Raw genomic sequence first — 17,765 nt, 5'->3', positions numbered from 1 at the left:
GCTCTTCGGCCGGGTGACCTAGGCCGATCGTCATAGAGGCGGATGTCACACCCCAACGCGAGAGGTGCACCCGGCGCCTCCGGCCTCACGGCTTACAGATAACCAAGCTCGAGGGCTCTCAGCACCGCGCGCGTCCGGTCCCGGACCCCGAGCTTGAGGAGGATGGACGAGACCTGGTTCTTCACCGTGCCCTCCGCCGTCCCCAGCGCCCGAGCGATCTCCTTGTTGCTCATCCCTCCGGCCATCAGCCGCAGCACCTCCAGCTCTCGCGGGGAGAGGGCCTCGGGGCCGGACGTGCTTGGGAACGCGGTGGCCAGGCGCTCCTTGTCCTCCAGGATCCGCTGCGTGATGGCCGGCTGCAGAAGGGTGCCTCCCGCCGCGACCGTGCGGATGGACTCCGTGAGTTGCTCCAGCGTCACATCCTTGAGCAGGAAGCCCCGCGCCCCCAACCGGATGCCCTGCACGGCCACCGCGTCATCATCCCAGGTGGTCAGCAGGATCACCGGCGGCACTGGACCGCGCTGTCCAAGCGCCTCGAGCACCTCCAGCCCCGTACGCCGAGGCATGCGCACGTCCAGCAGCGTCACCTGGGCAGATGTTGCCGGGATCAGCGCGAGCGCCTCTTCCCCATCCCGTGCTTCGGCCACCACGCGGATGTCCGCCGTCAGATCCAGCAGACTCTTGATGCCCTGGCGAATCAGGGTCTGGTCGTCCACCAGCAACACGGAGATCATTTCGGCTCACCTCTCCCCGCCGCACAGTCTAACGGAGGACCGAGCTCGCGCCGACCTGAGTGGAACTGTGCCATGCTGAGGCGGTGATCTTCGCTCCCACCGCGCGCAGGCGAATGCTCGAAGTGGGTGGCTTCGCCGCCTGGCTGGGCTCGGGTGCGCAACACCTGGTCGAGTTCTGGCTGATGCCGGAGGTGCGCGCCCAACCGGCGCGCCAGGTCTGCACCGTCGCCTTCCTGCTCTTCGGGCTCGCCTACACCGCGGCGTGCCTGCTGCCACTGGGGCGACGCTGGAAGATAGGCCTGCTCACCGTGCAGACCGTGCTGGGATTGTGGCTCTCCTGGTACTCCTATGGGGCCTTCTCGGCCATCTTCACCGTCACCTCCGCCGCTGCCACCTTCCTGCTGTCCCAGCGTGGCGCCGCCGTGTGGGTGATCGCGCAGGCGTTGGGCACCACCCTCATCTTCCTGCTCCGCCCGGACATGTCCCTGGAAGTCGCTCTCAGCGCGGCGGCCATGTACGCGGCCTTCGAGCTCTTCACCCTCTTCGCCGCCCGCGCCATGCTCGAGGAGTCGTTGGCTCGCTCGGAGCTCACCCAGGTCAACACCCAGCTGCTCCAGGCACGGGAGACGCTCGCCGAACACGCGCGGACACAGGAGCGGCTGCAGATCTCCCGCGAGCTGCATGACTCGGTGGGCCACCACCTCACGGTGCTCGCGGTGAAGCTGGAGGTGGCCTGCCACAGCGGACCCGAGACCGGCGCCGTCCACGTGCGCGAGGCCCGCGCCATGGTGGGAGAGGTGCTCGCCGAGATGCGGGCCGTGGTGACCGAGATGCGCAACCCGGATCTGCGCCCGCTGCCCGACCGGTTGCGCTCGCTCACCGAGCACATCGCCTCGCCACGGATCCACCTGACGCTCCCCGAACACCTCGACGAGGCTGCCGGCCCGGTGAGCCATGTCCTCTATCGCTGTGTTCAGGAGATCATCACCAACACGACGCGGCATGCGCAGGCGCAGAATCTGTGGATTCGCATGCAGCGGGAGGGCGAGCACTTCGACCTGGAGGCCCGAGACGACGGCCAGGGTGCCACGGAGCTGATCCCCCACTCCGGGCTCCACGTCATGCGCGAACGGGTGGAGGGGATCGGTGGAGCGCTGCAAGTGGACTGCCAGCCGGGCTCGGGTTTCGCCGTGCGGGTGCGTATTCCCATGCGCTCCGCTTGACGCCCCTCGTAGGGATCTAGCGTGATCGTCAGTTGGGCTGACAGTTCGGGCACAGGGGTGGATCGGAGTGCGTCACCTGAATGCTCGTTGCGCCAACGGTGCGCCCCGCGATCGCGGGGGCGTTCACAAAGGCCACGAAGGCATCCACGGCGCCGGCATCCATCGGCTGTTGCGTGCAGAGGCTGCTGGCGGTCAGCGAGCGGCAGGATGCGCTGCCCTTCACGACGCCATCCTGCGTCACCGAGAAAGACATGTCGTACGCGTCGGCTGTGAGCGTGACATTGAAAGGCGCCGAAGTGACGTTGAGTGGCACCGATCTGAGGATGAGCCCCGGGCCATCCCAATTGTAGGTGTAGTTCTCGAACAGCGCGCACGGGCGCGTCTTGTCGGCGCAGAACTGGGCGCCTACAGCCCAGAAGGTAACGCCGCGGCCCGAGGTGAGTGCCCTGAGAGCCATCGGCGGCATGCCCGAGCTGCTCACCGTCTCACCGAAGAGGAACGTGCCTGTCTGGAGCGGCAACCCCAGGTACTGAAGCCCAGCATCCGCGGACATTCCTCGGACGGAGATGGCGATGTGGTCAAGCCCGCTGTTGGCTACGTTCAGCGCCCCGCCATGCGCGACGGTGGCGGTGAGGCGCGTGCTCTGCGGCCACAGTGCGTCGGACTGATTGACGATCCATACGGCGTCGTTGGCACCTGCTCCCAGCGTTACCGTGCTACCCGCGTAGAACGCGCTCGAGACGACGATGGCGTCGCGCTGTACGCCCAGTTCGTCCTCTCTGACCTCACCTTCCACCGGCCCCCCGCACGCCACCAGGCAACTCATCACGACGAACAATACCTTTCGCATATTTCTGCTCCCCATATGAATGGCTGAATGACAAACAATCGTGCGCTTGCTGCGCAGGGAGGCACGGTCCCAGGCTTGCAATAGAGTGTGGGGTTGATGGTTCTCTGCTGCCCTCCTGCATCCGAGACAATCTGGTGTGCTGATAGTTCTCCGGGATATAGGAGTTGTTCGCTCAGTAGGCGAGGAAGCGTGGCGGCGAGCCCGCGGAGGCAATGACCTTCATGCGGCGCACATCTAGAGTAGAGAATTCGTCATCGTCCCTGATCCATTGAGCAAGCGAGCAAGCGGATAACTCCCGTCCGCGAAAGCGAAAGCGGCGCCTCACCTCAAAGGAGGAAGTAAAAGGCTGGGCTATGCAGAGATTTCTGAAGCTCGCCACGCCCGGGGCGGCGCAGGTGGGGGCGCTCCCCTACCTCCACACTCCAGGCGTCTCACGATTACACCACACTTGCCGTGAATGGGCGTTCGAAAACCGTGACACCATGGCCCAAGCGCGTCGGGAATACGCGAATGCCGCTTCCACAAAATCGGGGCAGGCTCACACTCGCTCGTGAGAGTCACACCTGAGCAGCGCTGGAGGACAAGGGCTGGAACGGCGACAGCCCCGGCAGGTCCTGGAACATCGTCACGGCGATGCTCGCCGACACTGCCTTCACGGCGTGCCACCAGCGCGCCGGAAGCAGTAACAGGTCACCTTCCATGAGTGTGAACTCAATCCCCTGTACCTCACCGAAGCGCGGGTGCAGCAACGCGTCCCACCGCTTGTAGGGATTCACCTCGGCATACCAGAAGTCCTCGGAGTGGCAACGCACGTACAGCCTCTCCCAGGCCTGCGGTGGTGCGATCCACCAGCGCTTCTGGCCGACAAGCTGGGCAACCGCACCGACATAGCGATCGTTGTGCAAGGTAGAAATCTGCCCAGCTCCTCCTATCCAGATCCGCATCATGGCGCGGGCCCCCGGAAGCCTCGGGAAGGGGAAGTCCTGGCGAAAACGGCTGTGCCACAGCTCGCGCCACTCGGGCGGCTGCTCCTGCGGGGCGTCAGGCCCTGCATCCATCGGGCAATCGCCAGTGGTGAAATAGCCCACGCGTTCATTGGCCTCCGCGCGCACGCTTGCGGCTTGCTCCAGCAACTCCCCCAGATGCGTGTACCTTCGAGGACGCCCCCGCCGGAGATCCTCGACGGCGTCGTCGATCTCCCTGATTCGGATGGGCACTTGCCCGTGCTGCCGCCGCAGGTTGTCGAATGTCCAGAAGGACCGGGCGGGCCAACTGAGCACCGCGCCCCGAACCAGCAGCGGCTCACCTTCGAGGGCATACGCGGCAGACAGGGACGAGAGGTGCTCCAGCGGTACCTCTCGCACGATAGGGGTGCTCACGGCTGCCTCCTCTGCTGCGCCAAACCGCGCTCTCCGGGACCATCCGACGCACGAGGACTGCACCGGAGATTGGAGAGCGGAACCAGGGCATGGAGCTTCACACTAATTCACACACCGTGAATGCAGAATGGCGCATTGTCGCTCCAGTCCAGGAGGCTCACGGTGAGCACCGATCCAATCGTCGTGCAACATCTCATGCTCATGGTGGGCGCCCTGCTGTTCACGTGGACCTGGACCGGCCCGAAGCACGTGTCTCAGCCTCCCGCGAGTTCCGGGTGAGCAGGATCTGGAAGCACGCGCGGAAGGCATTCGAGACCCTCTCTGAAGCGAGGACTCCAGGAGAGCAGCGGCTGGCCTGTGCCATCGCCGCAGCCGAGGCGGAGGATGAAGCGCTGGCCACGCTCATCCTCGCGAGCGCGCACCTGATCGAGCACACCGGCGCGCAAGCGCTCGCGCGCGAGATGCTGTGGCCTCCTTCGCCTTGGGCCGCCAGCGCTCGGGAGTGGCTCGCGGGCGATCCTCTCCACCTGCTTCCTCGCTGGCGCAGCCGCCAGAGACTGGCGCCCGGAGCGTTCCTCGGGCAACTGGCGGGGGGAGACGGCGGCATCGGCGGCATGGCCTTCTCCGCGGACGGGCAGCGCCTGCTGGCACACTTCAGTGGAGACCTCGATGCCACGCTCGCCCAGGAACTCGGCGCCACGGGAGAGCCCTGGGGAGCCTGGCTCGTGGAGTGGGACGCGAACTCGGGGGCGCCGCTGCGCGCCCGGCCCGCTGGCCAGTTCCGCGAGGGGGCGAGCGTGCTCGCCGTGTCGGCGGATGGCTCGCGGGTGCTGGTGCGAGACCATCGCTCCGTGCTCTTGCTGGACGCGCGCACACTGATGCCGGTGGAAACGCGGCGCGGCGCGGAGGGACCGTGGGCCGCCGCCTTCGCCGGCTCGCAGGAGGTGTGGCTCGACGGCTCGACGCTCGTCATCCAGGACGGCGAGGTGCGGCACGAGGAGCCCTCCGCGGGCATGTGGGCACTCGCCGTGGACACCTCCCGCGAGCGCGTGGCCGTGGCGGGCAACGGCCGCGCAGCGGGGCTGGCGGTGCACCGGCTCACAGACGCTCGCATCGAGCGCCTGCTGGCGCCTGGAGCGCTCAGCCAGGGACTGCCCGTCTTCTCCACGGTGGCCTTCCGACCGAAGCATGAAGAAGTCTTCCTGGGCGGCTGGGACAAGCAGGTGTGGCGCTGGCCTCTGGAACAGGCTCGTCCCACCGTGGTGGGCCCCCAGGAGGGCCCGCTCTCAGCGGGGCTCTTCTCCGCCGACGGAAGCCTGTATGCCAGCGCGGACGGCGCGGGCGTCATCTGCCTGTGGAACGCCGGTACGGGAGAACGGCGCGCGCGCTTCCAGGCCCACTCAGGAGAAGTGAGCGCGCTGGCAGTTGCGCCCCGTACGGGCGAGTTGCTGTCTGCGGGAGCAGAAGGAACGGTGCGCCGCTGGCCTCCCCTACCCGTGCTGGCCGCGGCAGGCTGGGACGTGCGTGCGCCCCATGGCATCGCACGCTCCCCTCTCTCAGCCCGCATTGGCAGGAGCCTCCTGGAGGACGCGGTGTGCACGGCCTTCGGCGAGGAGACGCGGCAGTGGGCTCCCGACGGCACGCCCCGAGGGCCCGCAGTGCGCGGAGTGGAGTGGCTGCCAGCGGCGGAGCAGTCCTGGAGCGGCGATGTCCTCCAAGTGTCCACGCGCTACCGCAAGGCCCACCTGTCCGGCTACGCGGGAGCCAGGATCCGTGCGGCGGACGTGTCACGGGAGGCTCCCCGGGCGGCCGTCGCCATGGGCTCCACGGTGGTGCTGCACGATACGCAGGACGGGGCTGTGCTGGAAACGTGGGCGATCGACGAACCGGTGGTCGCGCTCGCCTTCCTCGGACGCGACTTGGTGGCCGTGGACGCGCAGGGCCATGTCCTCGTGTGGGAACTCGGCTCGTGAAGACTACCGATGGATGTTCGATCCACCGAACTGGCTGCGAACAGGGGTTGCCGGGTAGAGCACCCGGGTGCCGTGCAGCTCCGCGAAGGGCGTAAGCTTGTGTGGCTCGGCGCGAATGCGGCTGGTGATGTGCCGCACCTCCACCCCTCGGGCGTACAGCGCATCCGCCACGAGCGAGCGGTGGCACCGCCAGCGCACCGCCTCCGCGCACATGAGCGCGAGCGGCCCATCCACCGTGAGCTCCCGCAGCTCCTTCAGCCCTCGCGCGAACTCCTCCGTCTGCATGTAATCCGCGTAGCCTCGGAAGCTGGTGTTTCGCCACCCGGTGTTGGGTGAATCCTTGCTCGTGCGCCGCAATCCTCCGAGCCTCGGCAGGTGCACGTACCGGATGTCCGCCCGAGCGAGCGTCCGAGGAAAGATGTCCTGGTTGAACTGGGGATTCGTGCGAGAGCGCGGCACCGTGCGGATGTCCACGAGCGTCTGGATGCCATGCGCGTGGAGCAGCTCCTCCAGCTCCTCCACCGGGCGAGTGGAATGGCCCACCGTGTAGATGCGTGCCTTCGCCCATCCCGAGGCTCGCCGTCTCGGTCGCTCCGTGTCCATATGGCCCGTCTTCTCTTCAGGGAAGATGGACACGGCGGAGAACGGAGGGAAGTCGGTGCTCGTCGGCACCGAGCCCCGCCGTCAGGCGTCACTCCTGCGTCAGGGTGCGGAACACCGCTGGAAGCTCCTGACTCCCCAGTCCCGCGCTGACGGCCCGCTTGTAGTTATCGAGCAACTCCTTGGGGAAACGCGCGCTGAGGCGGGCATCCTGGCTCAGCCGGACGATGTGCTCGATCGCCGCGACGTGAGTGTTCAGACTGCACTGGTCACCAGCGAAGTCGTTGCGCTCGATCATGCCCTGCGCGGCGTCAGCAGTGACGGAGATCAACCCGAGGAAGGAGTTCTTGTGGGCGAAGAAGGTCTTCGGGTCCAGGCCTTCCGCCTGGCACATCGCCGCAGCGTGGAGGAGTGCCAGGGAGCCCCCGTAGTAGGCCCCGAGGATCGCGCAGTCGATCGTCGCGGCAGCGCCGATCTTCTCATCGACGTAGATCGAGTTCTTGGCGAGCGCCTGGAGCGTGGCGACGTGCCGATCGAAAACCGAGCGCGACCCGGCGTAGAAGACCGTCGCGTAATCGGTGGCGACGAAGCTCGGGTAGGCGAGAATCGCGGCGTCCAGGTAGTCCACGCCGTGGGCCTGTGCCCACTCCAACCCCGCGCGAGCATCCGCGGGAGAACCACTGGTGAGCTGCACGAGCGTCTTGCCTGCCAGGGCCGACGCTACGCCCGGCGACGAGAACAGCTCGAAGCAGGCGGCATAGTTGGACAAGGAGACGACGATCAGCGTTCGCCCGGAGACGGCCTCGATCAGGTTCTCGAATGCGACGGTGCCGCCGCCGACCGCCTGAGCCTTGCTGAAAGTCCTGTTCCAGACCGCCACGTCATGGCCCGGAGCTGCGAAGGCTCGCGCCAGCGCGCTTCCCATGAGACCACTGCCAACCACTCCGATTTTCGTGGGACTGCCAAGGGCCATCTGTCATCTCCTTGGCGCTCCAAGCTAGCACGGCCCTATCCCACGCCATGAAGCACGAAGGCGGACCAGACGAGCGGATCCTCAAGGGCGGGTCCCAGCTCGCCTCGGATGCAGCGTCGAATCGTCAGCGCGAGCGCATCGGCTGGGCTCTGGCCCGCAAGCAGGTGCTCATACAGCGCGGCTTGGAAACAGGGCGAGGGTGCGTCGCGAATGCTCCACAGGGTGGCGATCACCGCACCGGCCCCCGCTCGGAAGAAGGCGGGCACGAGGCCATCTCGTACCCCCGCTCCCCCTTCCTTCTGCCGGGCGCTCTGGCAGGCGGAGAGGTTGACCAGCGCCCCTGGCTTCAAGCGCAGCTCTCCCACGATGCGCCAGTCCGTGAGTTGTCCACTGTCTTCCCCACGCTCCCGATCGACTTCCGGGGACAGCGCCAGCTGAGGCCTGATGGCCGCCTCCGGTGACCACAGGGAATGGCAGGCGAAGTGGACGACGTCATAGGTCGCGGCCGCGGATAGCACCGCACGGGCCGTGGCCTCTCGATCCAGCAGCGTGCGCACCTTGCGCGCCGAGCCTTCGAAAAGCCGTTCGAGCCGCTTCACCTCATCCCGCGCGAACGGAAGCGCGGGACGATAGTCATGCTGGTGCACGCCCACGAGGAGTGCTGACGAAATGGGCCCTGGCCTCCGATCGAAGCACGCCTCGAAGAGTCCGGCTCCCGTCACCAGGGAGAGGACGACCCGCTCCGCGAGCATCCCCGCCCGGGTACGGAAGCCCGCGAACGGTACATGCATGAGCGCCTGGGAGGGAGAGATGAGGAGGCGGTCCGACGGAGCCATGGCCTCCAGCCTCTCCTGCACGGGCACGAGAAGGTGCTGCGACAGGCGCTCCAGCACCTCCCACATGGCCCCCGATTCCCTCAGCGCGTCCGGATCTTCCAGGCGCTTCAGGTCCTCCCGCCAACCGGGCCAGGACACCAGGTCCAGGGTGCCCCCATCACTCCAGAAGGAATAGGTCCAGATTCCCTCCATGCCGACGCTGAACCCCAGACAGGCGCTCGTCCTCTGGTAGCTCCTGAGAGAGCAGCCGGACGACGTCTTGGTGAAACACCGGATCGTGCAGCACCGGGAGTTCATCGAGGAGCTTCGCCAACGCCTCGGGGCTCCGCGCCTCCCGAAGGGCGCGCATTCCCTCCTGCCGCTCCGCGAGTTCGAATCCACCTCGACGGTGGGACACCTGTCACCTCCTCTGCTCGAGCGCGTGTCTAGGGGGACGACACCGGCGGCCCCCCTGCTGCCGCAGGACGGATACACGCTGCACGGACCTTCTTGACCTCTCTCAGGACGGTGGGGGCCTCGCCTGAGGTGCCGCGCTGACTGCGATTCCTGGCCCTGCCACGAATGAGAACAACCTCGCAGCCCTTCTCGCTTGCTTCCTCTCGCAAGAGGCGCAGGAGTTTCTCCTCATCGACAGGGCCAAACGGGTTTTTGACCACGGCCGTGATCTCACCAAACATCTCGTACGCATCACTCGGAGCAGACTCGAGGATCTGCACCTGTTCCATTGGAACGGTCACCTCGGGCTGGGCCACCCGCGGCGACGCCTCATAGGAGACATGCGAGCATGCTCCGCAGAGCGCTCCAACGAACAAGAAGAAGAGCCGAAAAGTTCGCGACATGCGTTCAAGCTCTTTCGAGCAGAGAGGGGCGGGCGAGTATGGCACAGGTGAACTCGAAGCATGAGGCCACCCAGGCCCCCGCCCCCCCGCCAGCCAGCACGCCGCTGGCTGGCGCATGTCAGGCGATCAGGGAGTGAACGCCAGCCGCGTGAACCCAGGCCAGTCCCAGTTGCGGAAGCGCAACCGGACGGTCTGCCCCGTGTAGCCGCTCAGATCCACACTCCCCTGCTTCCAGCCCTCGATCAGCCGGCCAGAGATCTGGTCGTTGTCGACCCGCGTCCCCGAGATGGCATCCGGGTTCGTCACCACCTCCACGTAGATCCGACCGATCCAGGCACCGTCGCGAGAGTCACCCGTCTGGAAGGAGAAGCTCCGAACGGTGTTCCCAGCAGTGACCGTGAAAGCCTCCGAGGTGACGTACGAAGCCCCGTTGATCGTCACATACGTCTGGGTGGGGTTCACATCGCTCTCGCTCGGCAGTGTCCCCGTCGCGCTCCCCGTGAAGGAGATGTTGTCGACGAGCGCTCGCCCAGGCCAATCCCAGTTCTGGAAGCGCAGTTGGATCGTCCTGCCTCGGAAGCTCCGAAGATCGAGCTCCCGGAACTTCCAACCCTCGTTCAAGGTGCCTTGCGTCGAGCCATTGTCGATGCGCGTGATGACGGAGAACTCCGGTCCGCTGAGGACGTACACCTGAAGCGATCCGCCATAGCTCCCATCACGGTAGTCGCCGGCCATGTAATCGAAGCGCAGGTTCTCTGCCTCCGGGGCCACCTTGAAGGGCGCGCTCGTCACGGTATCGCCACCCGTCAGCAGCAGGTGCGTCCCGCTCCCGGTTGGCGCAGGGACAAAGGTCGCCCCGGTGTTCTCATCGTGCTCCAGGGCAACATTGTCGATGCGCGACAGGCCCGGCCAATCCCAGTTCTGGAAACGCACCTGGACCGTGCGTCCACGGAACGCCCGCAGATCCAGGACGCCCTTCCTCCAGCCCTGGCTGATCGTCCCCTGGATGAGCGAGCGATCGATGCGTGTCGCAATCGAGAACCCAGGCCCGCTGAGCACCTCGACGTAGAGGGTCCCTCCCCAGTCGGGGTCGCGGGAGTCACCGGTCATGAAGTCGAAGGCGAGGCTCTGCGCGCCCAGGGGCACCCGGAAGGGAGCGCTCGTCGCGCTCTGGGCGCCGGAGATCCGGAGGTAGCCCGCCCCATCCGGGAGGCTGCTGCTGTCTTCGCTCCGCTGCACTCCCGTCACGGAGGAGGGCTTCCACTCCGGGATCTCGACGGCGATCCTCAGGTTGTCGAGGCGGCTCCGGCCAGGCCAGTCCCAATTCCTGAACCGCAGCTGGATCGTCTGCCCTCGGAACTTCTGCAGATCGAGCTGGGCGCTCTTCCAACCTTGCTGGAGCGTGCCCTGCAGCAGCCCCTCGTCAATGCGCGTCGTCGTCGCGAAGTTCACGCCGCTCAGCACTTCGACGTAGAGCTGCCCGCCATAGCTCACGTCGCGGGAGTCGCCGATCTGGTAGTCGAAGCGCAGGCTCTGCGCATCCGCAGGGACGGCCAGCTCCAGGCTGGTAGCGGACTGGCTGCCGTCGATCTGCAGGTAGGGGCCGGACCCGGCGCGGCTGTTGGCATCGTCGAGGATCTGGACATTCGGAGCCAGGGATGACTCCCATCCCGGCGTGTCGAGGTGCAGTCTGGGATTCTGGACCTGGGCGATCCCCGGCCAATCCCAGTTGCGGAAGCTCAGCTTGACCGTCTGGCCGCGGAACGCCTGAAGGTCCAGAACAGCGCCTCTCCAGCCCTGGCTCCTGGTGCTGCGGAGCTGGACATTGTCGATGCGTGTGGAGATCGAGAAGTCGGGGCCGCTCAGGACGTAGACCTGGAGCTCGCCCTGGAACTGGTCATCCCGGAAATCGCCCGCCTGATAATCGAACCACACGCTCTGCGTCGCGTCGGGAACCACGAAGGCGCTGCTCTCGACGAACGCCGCCCCGGTGAACTCGCCGCTCGGGGGCGTAATGACGGTGCCAAGGGGCGTGCCCGGCTGGGAGAACTCGCAGTTGAAGATGCAGATGGAGGCCGGGCCCGGCTCGAAGGTGCCATTGGGCGGCGTGAGGACGTTCGCGGTCGGCGGCTCCGAAGCCGCATCCACGGTGGCCGCGGTGCTGTTGGAGGGCTTCCAGCCATCGATCTCGCTCAGGAAGGTGAGATTGTCGATACGCGTCTTTCCAGGCCAGTCCCAGTTGCTCAGCCGGAGCTTGACCGTCTGTCCCTGGAACGCCTGGACATCGACCACGGCCTTCTTCCAGCCCTCGGTAGTCGAGCCCCGCAGTTGAGCCCCGTCCAGCCGGGTGACCCTCGAGAAGTCCGCCTCGCTGAGGACCTCCACCTGGAGCAGACCATTGAAGTAGCCATCGCGGCTGTCACCACTCTGGAAGTCGAAACGCAGGCTCTGGGCGGAGGACGGAACCGTGAACGCCACGCTGGTAACACTCACGTTCCCGTTCAGCTCCAGGTAGGCCCCTGATCCGCTCAGGCCATCGCCGTCACTCTTGATCTTCACGCTGGCCGGGAAGGATGGGATCCACCGCGGAGTCTCTTCGTGGAGGAGGATGTTCCTCACCCGGCTCCGGCCCGGCCAGTCCCAGTTCCCGAAGCGCAGCTTGACGGTCTGGCCTTGGAACTGCTGCACGTTGAGGACCGCGTCCTTCCACCCCTGGGTGGTGCTCCCGCGAACCGCTCCATCGTCGATACGGGTGATCACCGAGAAGCCGTCGCCACTCACGACGGTGACGAAGACGGTGCCGACGTAGGCGCCGTCGCGGGAGTCTCCCGCCAGATACTCGAAGTGCACGGTCTCCGCGTTGGCGGGAACCTGGAAGGGAGCGCTGTCCTGGGTGGCCGAACCCTCCAGGGCATAGGTATCCGGGGTGATCTGCAAGACCAGGGCACTGCCACCGATATTGAAGTCACAGTTGATCGCACACTCATTGCGAGCCAGGGTGCTGGGCTCGAAGGTGGCGTTCTCCGGAGCCGTGACGCCAGGGTCCGTGGGCACAGACGCCGTGGAGAGCCGCACGACCTTGCTGTCACCGGGAACCCAGTCCGGCGTCTCGATGTTGAGGGTGATGTTGGCGATGCGCGTGAGGCCGGGCCAGTCCCAATTCCGGAACCTGAACTTGACGGTCATCCCACGGAACTTCTGCACATCGAGCACGGCCGTCCGCCAGCCCTGGTTGAGCTTGCCGAACGTGGTGTCCCCATCGATCCGTTCGATCGCCATGAACCCGCTCCCGCTCAGAACCTCGACGAAGAAGCGGCCCGTGTAGTTGCCGTCGCGAGAGTCGCCGGTCTGGAAGTCGAAGCGCACGCTCTGGGCCTCGGCGGGAATCGTGAAGGCTTCACTGGTCGCGTGGTTGGACCCGCGTATCTGCAGGTAGGAGCCGAGCCCGTTCGGAGCGCCGCTGCCATTGCGGATCTGCACATCCGCCGTGAACGAGGGAGTCCAACTGGGAGTCTCCGTGCGGAGGCTGGGGTTGCGCACCTGGCTCCTGCCGGGCCAATCCCAGTTGCGGAAGCGGAGCTTGATCGTCTGCCCCTGGAACTGCTGCAGGTCGAGGATGACCGTCTTCCAGTCCTGAGTGCCCGTGCCGGTGATCAGGCTGTTGTCGATCCGGGTCACCGTTGCGAAGCCCGGTCCGCTCAGCACCTCGACCTCGATGCGGCCGGTCCAGTTTCCGTCACGCAGGTCGCCGGCGATGTACTCGAAGCGCAGGCTCTGGGCGTTGACGGGGACGACGAAGGACTCACTCTCGGCGGCAACGGAGCCCTCCAACGTGTAGCCCTGGGGAGCGATGCTCGTACCGAGGGCGGAGCCTCCCGTGCCGAAATTCCAGTTCGGTGGGTAGCTGGACGGGGGGAGCGGCTCGAACACGGTGGTGGACCTGTTCCGGCCGATGAACTGACTGGGCGAGATGAAGCCGTCGGTGTGCGAGTCGCCACAGATGTCATTGATGGCCGTCATGCTGTACGGCTCGGGGCTGAGATCGACGGTGCTCCTGTCGTAGCCACACAGCTTTCCGCCAACCTGTTCCACGAAGTCGCACAACTCGCCGGAGATGATCGAGTAGTGCAGGTGGGAGATGATGTCGTCTGCGGGGTAGTAATCCTTCCAGCGCATGACGTTGGCGATCCGCGTGCCGCGCGTCACCGTCTCTCCCGTGTGGACGGGCGGCGGCGTGTTCTTCGAGCCACCGTCGATGTGCCCATAGAACGAGCACACGCTCTGTCCGTTGCCGATGTCGTGGCGGATCACCACGGTGTAGCGGTACAGGGAGTCATTGGGGCCCGCGTATTCGACGACACCATCCGCGACGGCGTAGATGGGCTGGTGCGCGGTGGCCTCGTCGCTGCCGTTCCAGATGTCCTGGGCCAGGTGCCGCCCACCAAAACTCGAGTTGTAGTTCCCCATGTACTGGGTGATCTCCCAGCCGCCCGCAGGCCCGGTGATCCGATCCCCCACGGGATAATCGAACGGGATGGCGCTCACGGTGGGCGCCAGTTTCTGCTTCACGTTCGAGGAGTCTTGCGCTCCTTCTGGAGTGCCCCCCTGCATGCCTTCCCCGCAGGCCATCAGCCCCAGGAGCATCGGAAGGATGCATTCACGGAGTCCGACCCCCTCCCACATCTTCGGCTTCGTCATCGCACGTCCCTGCCAGAGGGCGTGATCCATTCACGCCTCGACGGGGGTACGGAGTCCGCGCGAATCCTTACCTACCCTATTCGTCCGCCGCTTCCGTCACCTCGGCATCGGCAGGAGGCAGCTCGTCCAGAGCGACCTCGAACTCATTGAGGTTCTCCGGCTTCTTTCCACCTCCGCCACCGCCCTTGCAGGAGTCGAGATCCTCGCCCGGGGAATACCCGAGCCCGGAGATGCTGATGGATCGAGCAGCATCCAGCTCCGGCGGCTTCTCCGGGGCTGCGAGGACCTCGCGCGAATAGCCGATGTCCTCGAGCAGCCTTCCCCACTTTGTGCCGAAGTTGGCGACGGCGGCCTCGAAGTGCCACCACTCCAGGGCTCTTCCAACCCCCGGAGTGGGCATCTCCACGGAGTCCTTGTCGATGAAAGCCAGCGGCTCGGCGTCTGAAAGCACGAGATCGAAGATCGGTTGGATGAGGAGGGTCCATTGCACGGTGGACTTGGGCTTGCTCTTCACCGTCACCCCATCCGCCTTGGAGGCGTGCCGGCGGCCCTTCTTCTTGGGGGAGGTTGAGGCTTCCTCGTCCGCCCGCGCCCGGGCCTCCGCTTCCTCACGGGTCTTTTCCGTTGATTGCTTGTCGAACTCATTGATGGCGGTCTCGATGCGCGCCATCAGATCCGCCCCTGTCTCCGGCTGCGCGGAGAGCTTCAGGTCCAGCAGCGTGCCCGCGTGAATGAGTCGGAAGTACTTGGAGCTGAAGGTCCCCGTCAGCAGTGAGCGCAGCGCGGAATTACTCTCCGTAGGCACGGCGAGTGTAGCGGCAAGGTTACCGCCTCGAGCCGCGAGCGGGCCTCGGCCGAGGGAGTGCAACTGCCGGACCCAGGCCTTCATGAAGGGTACGTCAATCTGATCCAGCGTTCGGGTAAGCTCCCGATCCTTGTTGATGACCTTGACGGTGCTGCGCATGAACTGGCCGCCTGCCTCCTGCATGCGCTCCATCAACCCGACGATGGTGCCCAACCCCAACTGGGCATCGTTCGCGGCATCCACCGGGATGCGCTGGGTGGGCCCTGGAGGTTTGGCCAGGAAGATGTCCTGACTAGGCTCGCGCCAGCCCGCCCGCTGCGAGTGGATGCGCAGCAGGCCACAATGCCAGCCCAGCAGGCTCAAGTTGAGGAACGACTTCGCCTCCGCCACGCCCTTTGTCCCCTCCATGTTGGAGGTCTCGGCGATGTTGAGATAGTCGATAAACTGGGTGCGCTCCGCGGTGGGGGTGAGCACTGGGCCCAGCTTGCCGCCATCGGGCTCGAACGGGTTGTAGAGCCACTGGCGGAGATCCTTCCGGAATACCGTTCGCAGCACATCCTCGCCGCTCAGGCCAAGCAACTCTTCAGCCGCCTTCCGGCAGCGTGCTACCTGCTCGTTGATGAAGTGCTTGGCAAGGGCTGCATGGGGAAAGCAGGCTTCGAGGGTTTCGCGGAAACTCTCCTCGATCTGGAGCGTCCCCAGCATGCCATCCAGCCCCGGCGCCGGCGCGCCCAGCTGCCGCGCGATCAGCTTCTTCACCTCTGCAGGAGAGAGAGAGAAGACATCCAGGCTGGAGTGCCCATACAGGCGCCAGTTGATGACATAGTCCGCTTTGCTGGGCTTCACCGAGGCACGCAACGCCTCCAGACGCTCCTTCAGTAGGCGCTCCTCCTCTTCCTTCTCGGCGATAGCCATCCGCAGGGGGTGCTCGGGCGCCTCGATCGCCGCCAGTTCATCGACGGCTTGCTGGTAGCGCGTCTGCGCTGTGCTGATCACTCCCAACCAGCCATCCGCGGTCCTTCCCTTCACCCTGGCGGGCTTCACCTTGGCGGGGCTCTTGCCCGCATCGATGGCCTTCTGCTTCGCCTCGTCCGTGAGCCGCTGGGCCTCGGCTTGATGGTCGCGGGCATCCTGGAGTGCCTTCTCGCGCTCCTGGACGGCGGTGCCCTTCCTCCGGTGCGTGGAGTCCAGCTTCTCTTCGGCCGCCTCCCGCTGCCCCTTGGCCTTCTCGTGAGCCTTCTCCGCCTCTCTCACAGGCTTGGGCGGGGAAGGCTCCCAGTGCGCCTCATAGCGGATGGGCCAGTGGGGTACCGGGCGCGAGTAATCCATGTACTTGGTTCCCACCATGGACAAGTCCACGGCCAACCCCGTTTTATGGATGGAACACCGGGCCTTGCCCACACCTCCACCTGCCTCCACATCCCTGAAGGTGTGGCTCAGGGAGATGCCGTAAGCGCAGCCGAGCGAGTGCACCAGTTCCCGCCACAGTTCGAGCGAGAAGGTGACCTCCGGCCGAGCCCACTCAAAGCCGCCCCCCCCAGCGCCGCTGTCCTTGTTGTACAACTCGATGAGGATCTTCCCCGGCTTGCGCAGGCCCTTGGAGATCCATGCCTCGATGGCGCTGGCGGTCGCCTTGTCCACCACGCCGGGCTCGATTTGATCCGCAGCCAGCATGGGGGCATCCGAGATCTCCCGGCCGAGCAGATAGGCCCAGGAGTATTTCTTGCCCTTGGGGCCCACCACACTTCCGGGGCTGGCATTCATGGCTCGGCCATGAGCGTCCCCGCGCGCGGCCTCGGCAACCTGGAAGGCCTTGCGCTCGACGGCGTCAAGCTGGAAGGCATGGGTAGCAGCCATGGCCTTGAAATCGAAGTCGCCGACGTTGAGGCCATCTCCCTTTCGGATGGGCGTGTATGGCGTACCACCCGCGATGGGATAGCGCAGCACTCCCAGATCCACCTGGAGTCGCTCCACGGCAGCCCGCACGTCCGGGTGCTGAGCGTGAGGCATGCCGTGGTACAGCAACCAACTCCCATACCGGGAGCTGCCGTGTGGATAGAAGTGACCTGGCTCCTCGGGCACGTCGAAACACACCTGCGTGCCGCCCTCATCGCGCGTCTTCAGGGTAACGGGCCTCAGCAACGAGTCAGGGCTGCCCCAGTCCTCGAAGCCGTAGCCATCCAGGTCATACTCGCCATTGAGGTAGCGGGTGAGGCCGCGAGCCAGCGCCGGACTGGGATGGCGCACATAGCAGACCTTTAGCTTCGTGTGGGGCGCCAGCTTCCAGCAGTGAGGACTCCGAGGGGGTGGCAACGGCTGCTCTCCCTTCTTCACCTTGGGAGCCTTGTCCTTGTTGGCCCGGTACACAGCCTGGACGTGGATCTCGAACCAGGGATTGGTGAAGGGGAGCACCGGCTGGAGGAAGCCCGCTTCGTCCACGAAACCCAGCACGAAACGCTGCTCGTGCTCAGGATGGGTCCCATCCAGCGGCCTCTGCCCTTCCACCAGCCTCGCAACGAAAGTGTACAGGTTGTGATTCTGCTCGCCCTCCTGGCCCGCAGGCAGGCTCTTGAAGATGACGAAGAGGCCCGTGGCCGGCTTGCCGTCCAACATCACCTGCACGGTCCCGAGCGGATCCACCACGGCCTGCGGCGCCTGGGGTTGCCCCTTCGAGGTCACGCCCTTCTTGCCTTTGGTGCTCAGAGGCGCGGCAGCCTGTGAAGAGCTACCCATGGCTAGCACCAAACGCGCTCCGTGCTCCCCGAGGGATCGGATGATGGTTCCCCGCTCTGGGAGGGCGGAACTTCGAGGGAGTAGAGGACGAGACGATCGTCCAGCCAGGGGAGGCGCAGTTT

11 protein-coding genes are annotated in these 17,765 nt (G+C 65.8%); 2 read left to right on the top strand and 9 right to left on the bottom strand.

Going from position 1 to position 17,765, the window contains the following annotated elements; translation table 11 throughout:
- Nucleotides 1-92 precede the first annotated feature (92 nt).
- Nucleotides 93-734: a response regulator gene (locus tag KY501_RS11700; protein WP_224362956.1), complete on the bottom strand. Its 642-nt coding sequence runs from the start codon at nt 732-734 to the stop codon at nt 93-95.
- Nucleotides 735-817: 83 nt separating this feature from the next.
- Between KY501_RS11700 and KY501_RS53895 the strand changes: the two genes are divergently transcribed.
- Complete coding sequence (locus tag KY501_RS53895) at nt 818-1,957, top strand: sensor histidine kinase (RefSeq protein WP_224362955.1); 1,140 nt, start codon at nt 818-820, stop codon at nt 1,955-1,957.
- Between the two features lie 28 nt (nt 1,958-1,985).
- On the opposite strand, the gene KY501_RS11690 is transcribed toward KY501_RS53895, so the two are convergent.
- Both KY501_RS11690 and KY501_RS11685 read right to left on the bottom strand, forming a co-directional pair.
- Nucleotides 1,986-2,807 (bottom strand): hypothetical protein, encoded by an 822-nt coding sequence (locus KY501_RS11690; protein WP_224362954.1) that lies wholly within the window; start codon nt 2,805-2,807, stop codon nt 1,986-1,988.
- Between the two features lie 557 nt (nt 2,808-3,364).
- Complete coding sequence (locus KY501_RS11685; RefSeq protein WP_224362953.1) at nt 3,365-4,186, bottom strand: cupin-like domain-containing protein; 822 nt, start codon at nt 4,184-4,186, stop codon at nt 3,365-3,367.
- Between the two features lie 275 nt (nt 4,187-4,461).
- Between KY501_RS11685 and KY501_RS11680 the strand changes: the two genes are divergently transcribed.
- Nucleotides 4,462-6,159: a WD40 repeat domain-containing protein gene (locus KY501_RS11680; protein ID WP_224362952.1), complete on the top strand. Its 1,698-nt coding sequence runs from the start codon at nt 4,462-4,464 to the stop codon at nt 6,157-6,159.
- Nucleotides 6,160-6,162: 3 nt separating this feature from the next.
- On the opposite strand, the gene KY501_RS11675 is transcribed toward KY501_RS11680, so the two are convergent.
- From KY501_RS11675 to KY501_RS11650, 6 genes are all read right to left on the bottom strand, one after another.
- A complete protein-coding gene (locus KY501_RS11675; RefSeq protein ID WP_224362951.1) occupies nt 6,163-6,831 on the bottom strand; it encodes a DUF488 domain-containing protein in 669 nt (222 codons plus the stop codon).
- 19 nt (nt 6,832-6,850) lie between these two features.
- Nucleotides 6,851-7,732: an NAD(P)-dependent oxidoreductase gene (locus KY501_RS11670; protein ID WP_224362950.1), complete on the bottom strand. Its 882-nt coding sequence runs from the start codon at nt 7,730-7,732 to the stop codon at nt 6,851-6,853.
- Nucleotides 7,733-7,767: 35 nt separating this feature from the next.
- The gene (locus KY501_RS11665; protein WP_224362949.1) at nt 7,768-8,760 is read right to left on the bottom strand and encodes a CHAT domain-containing protein; all 993 of its coding nucleotides are present in this window, start codon (nt 8,758-8,760) and stop codon (nt 7,768-7,770) included.
- Nucleotides 8,726-8,965, bottom strand: a complete 240-nt coding sequence (locus tag KY501_RS11660) for a hypothetical protein (RefSeq protein ID WP_224362948.1) — start codon at nt 8,963-8,965, stop codon at nt 8,726-8,728. Before KY501_RS11660 ends, KY501_RS11665 begins: the two co-directional genes overlap by 35 nt.
- 568 nt (nt 8,966-9,533) lie before the next feature.
- Entirely contained in the window at nt 9,534-13,976 is a 4,443-nt protein-coding gene (locus KY501_RS11655) for a M23 family metallopeptidase (RefSeq protein WP_224362947.1), read from the bottom strand.
- A gap of 205 nt (nt 13,977-14,181) precedes the next feature.
- Nucleotides 14,182-17,643: a hypothetical protein gene (locus tag KY501_RS11650; protein WP_224362946.1), complete on the bottom strand. Its 3,462-nt coding sequence runs from the start codon at nt 17,641-17,643 to the stop codon at nt 14,182-14,184.
- Nucleotides 17,644-17,765: the final 122 nt, after the last annotated feature.

It is taken from the genome of Hyalangium versicolor (genome assembly GCF_020103695.1).
Lineage (GTDB): Bacteria > Myxococcota > Myxococcia > Myxococcales > Myxococcaceae > Hyalangium > Hyalangium versicolor.
This window is presented reverse-complemented; position numbering and strand designations above follow the sequence as displayed.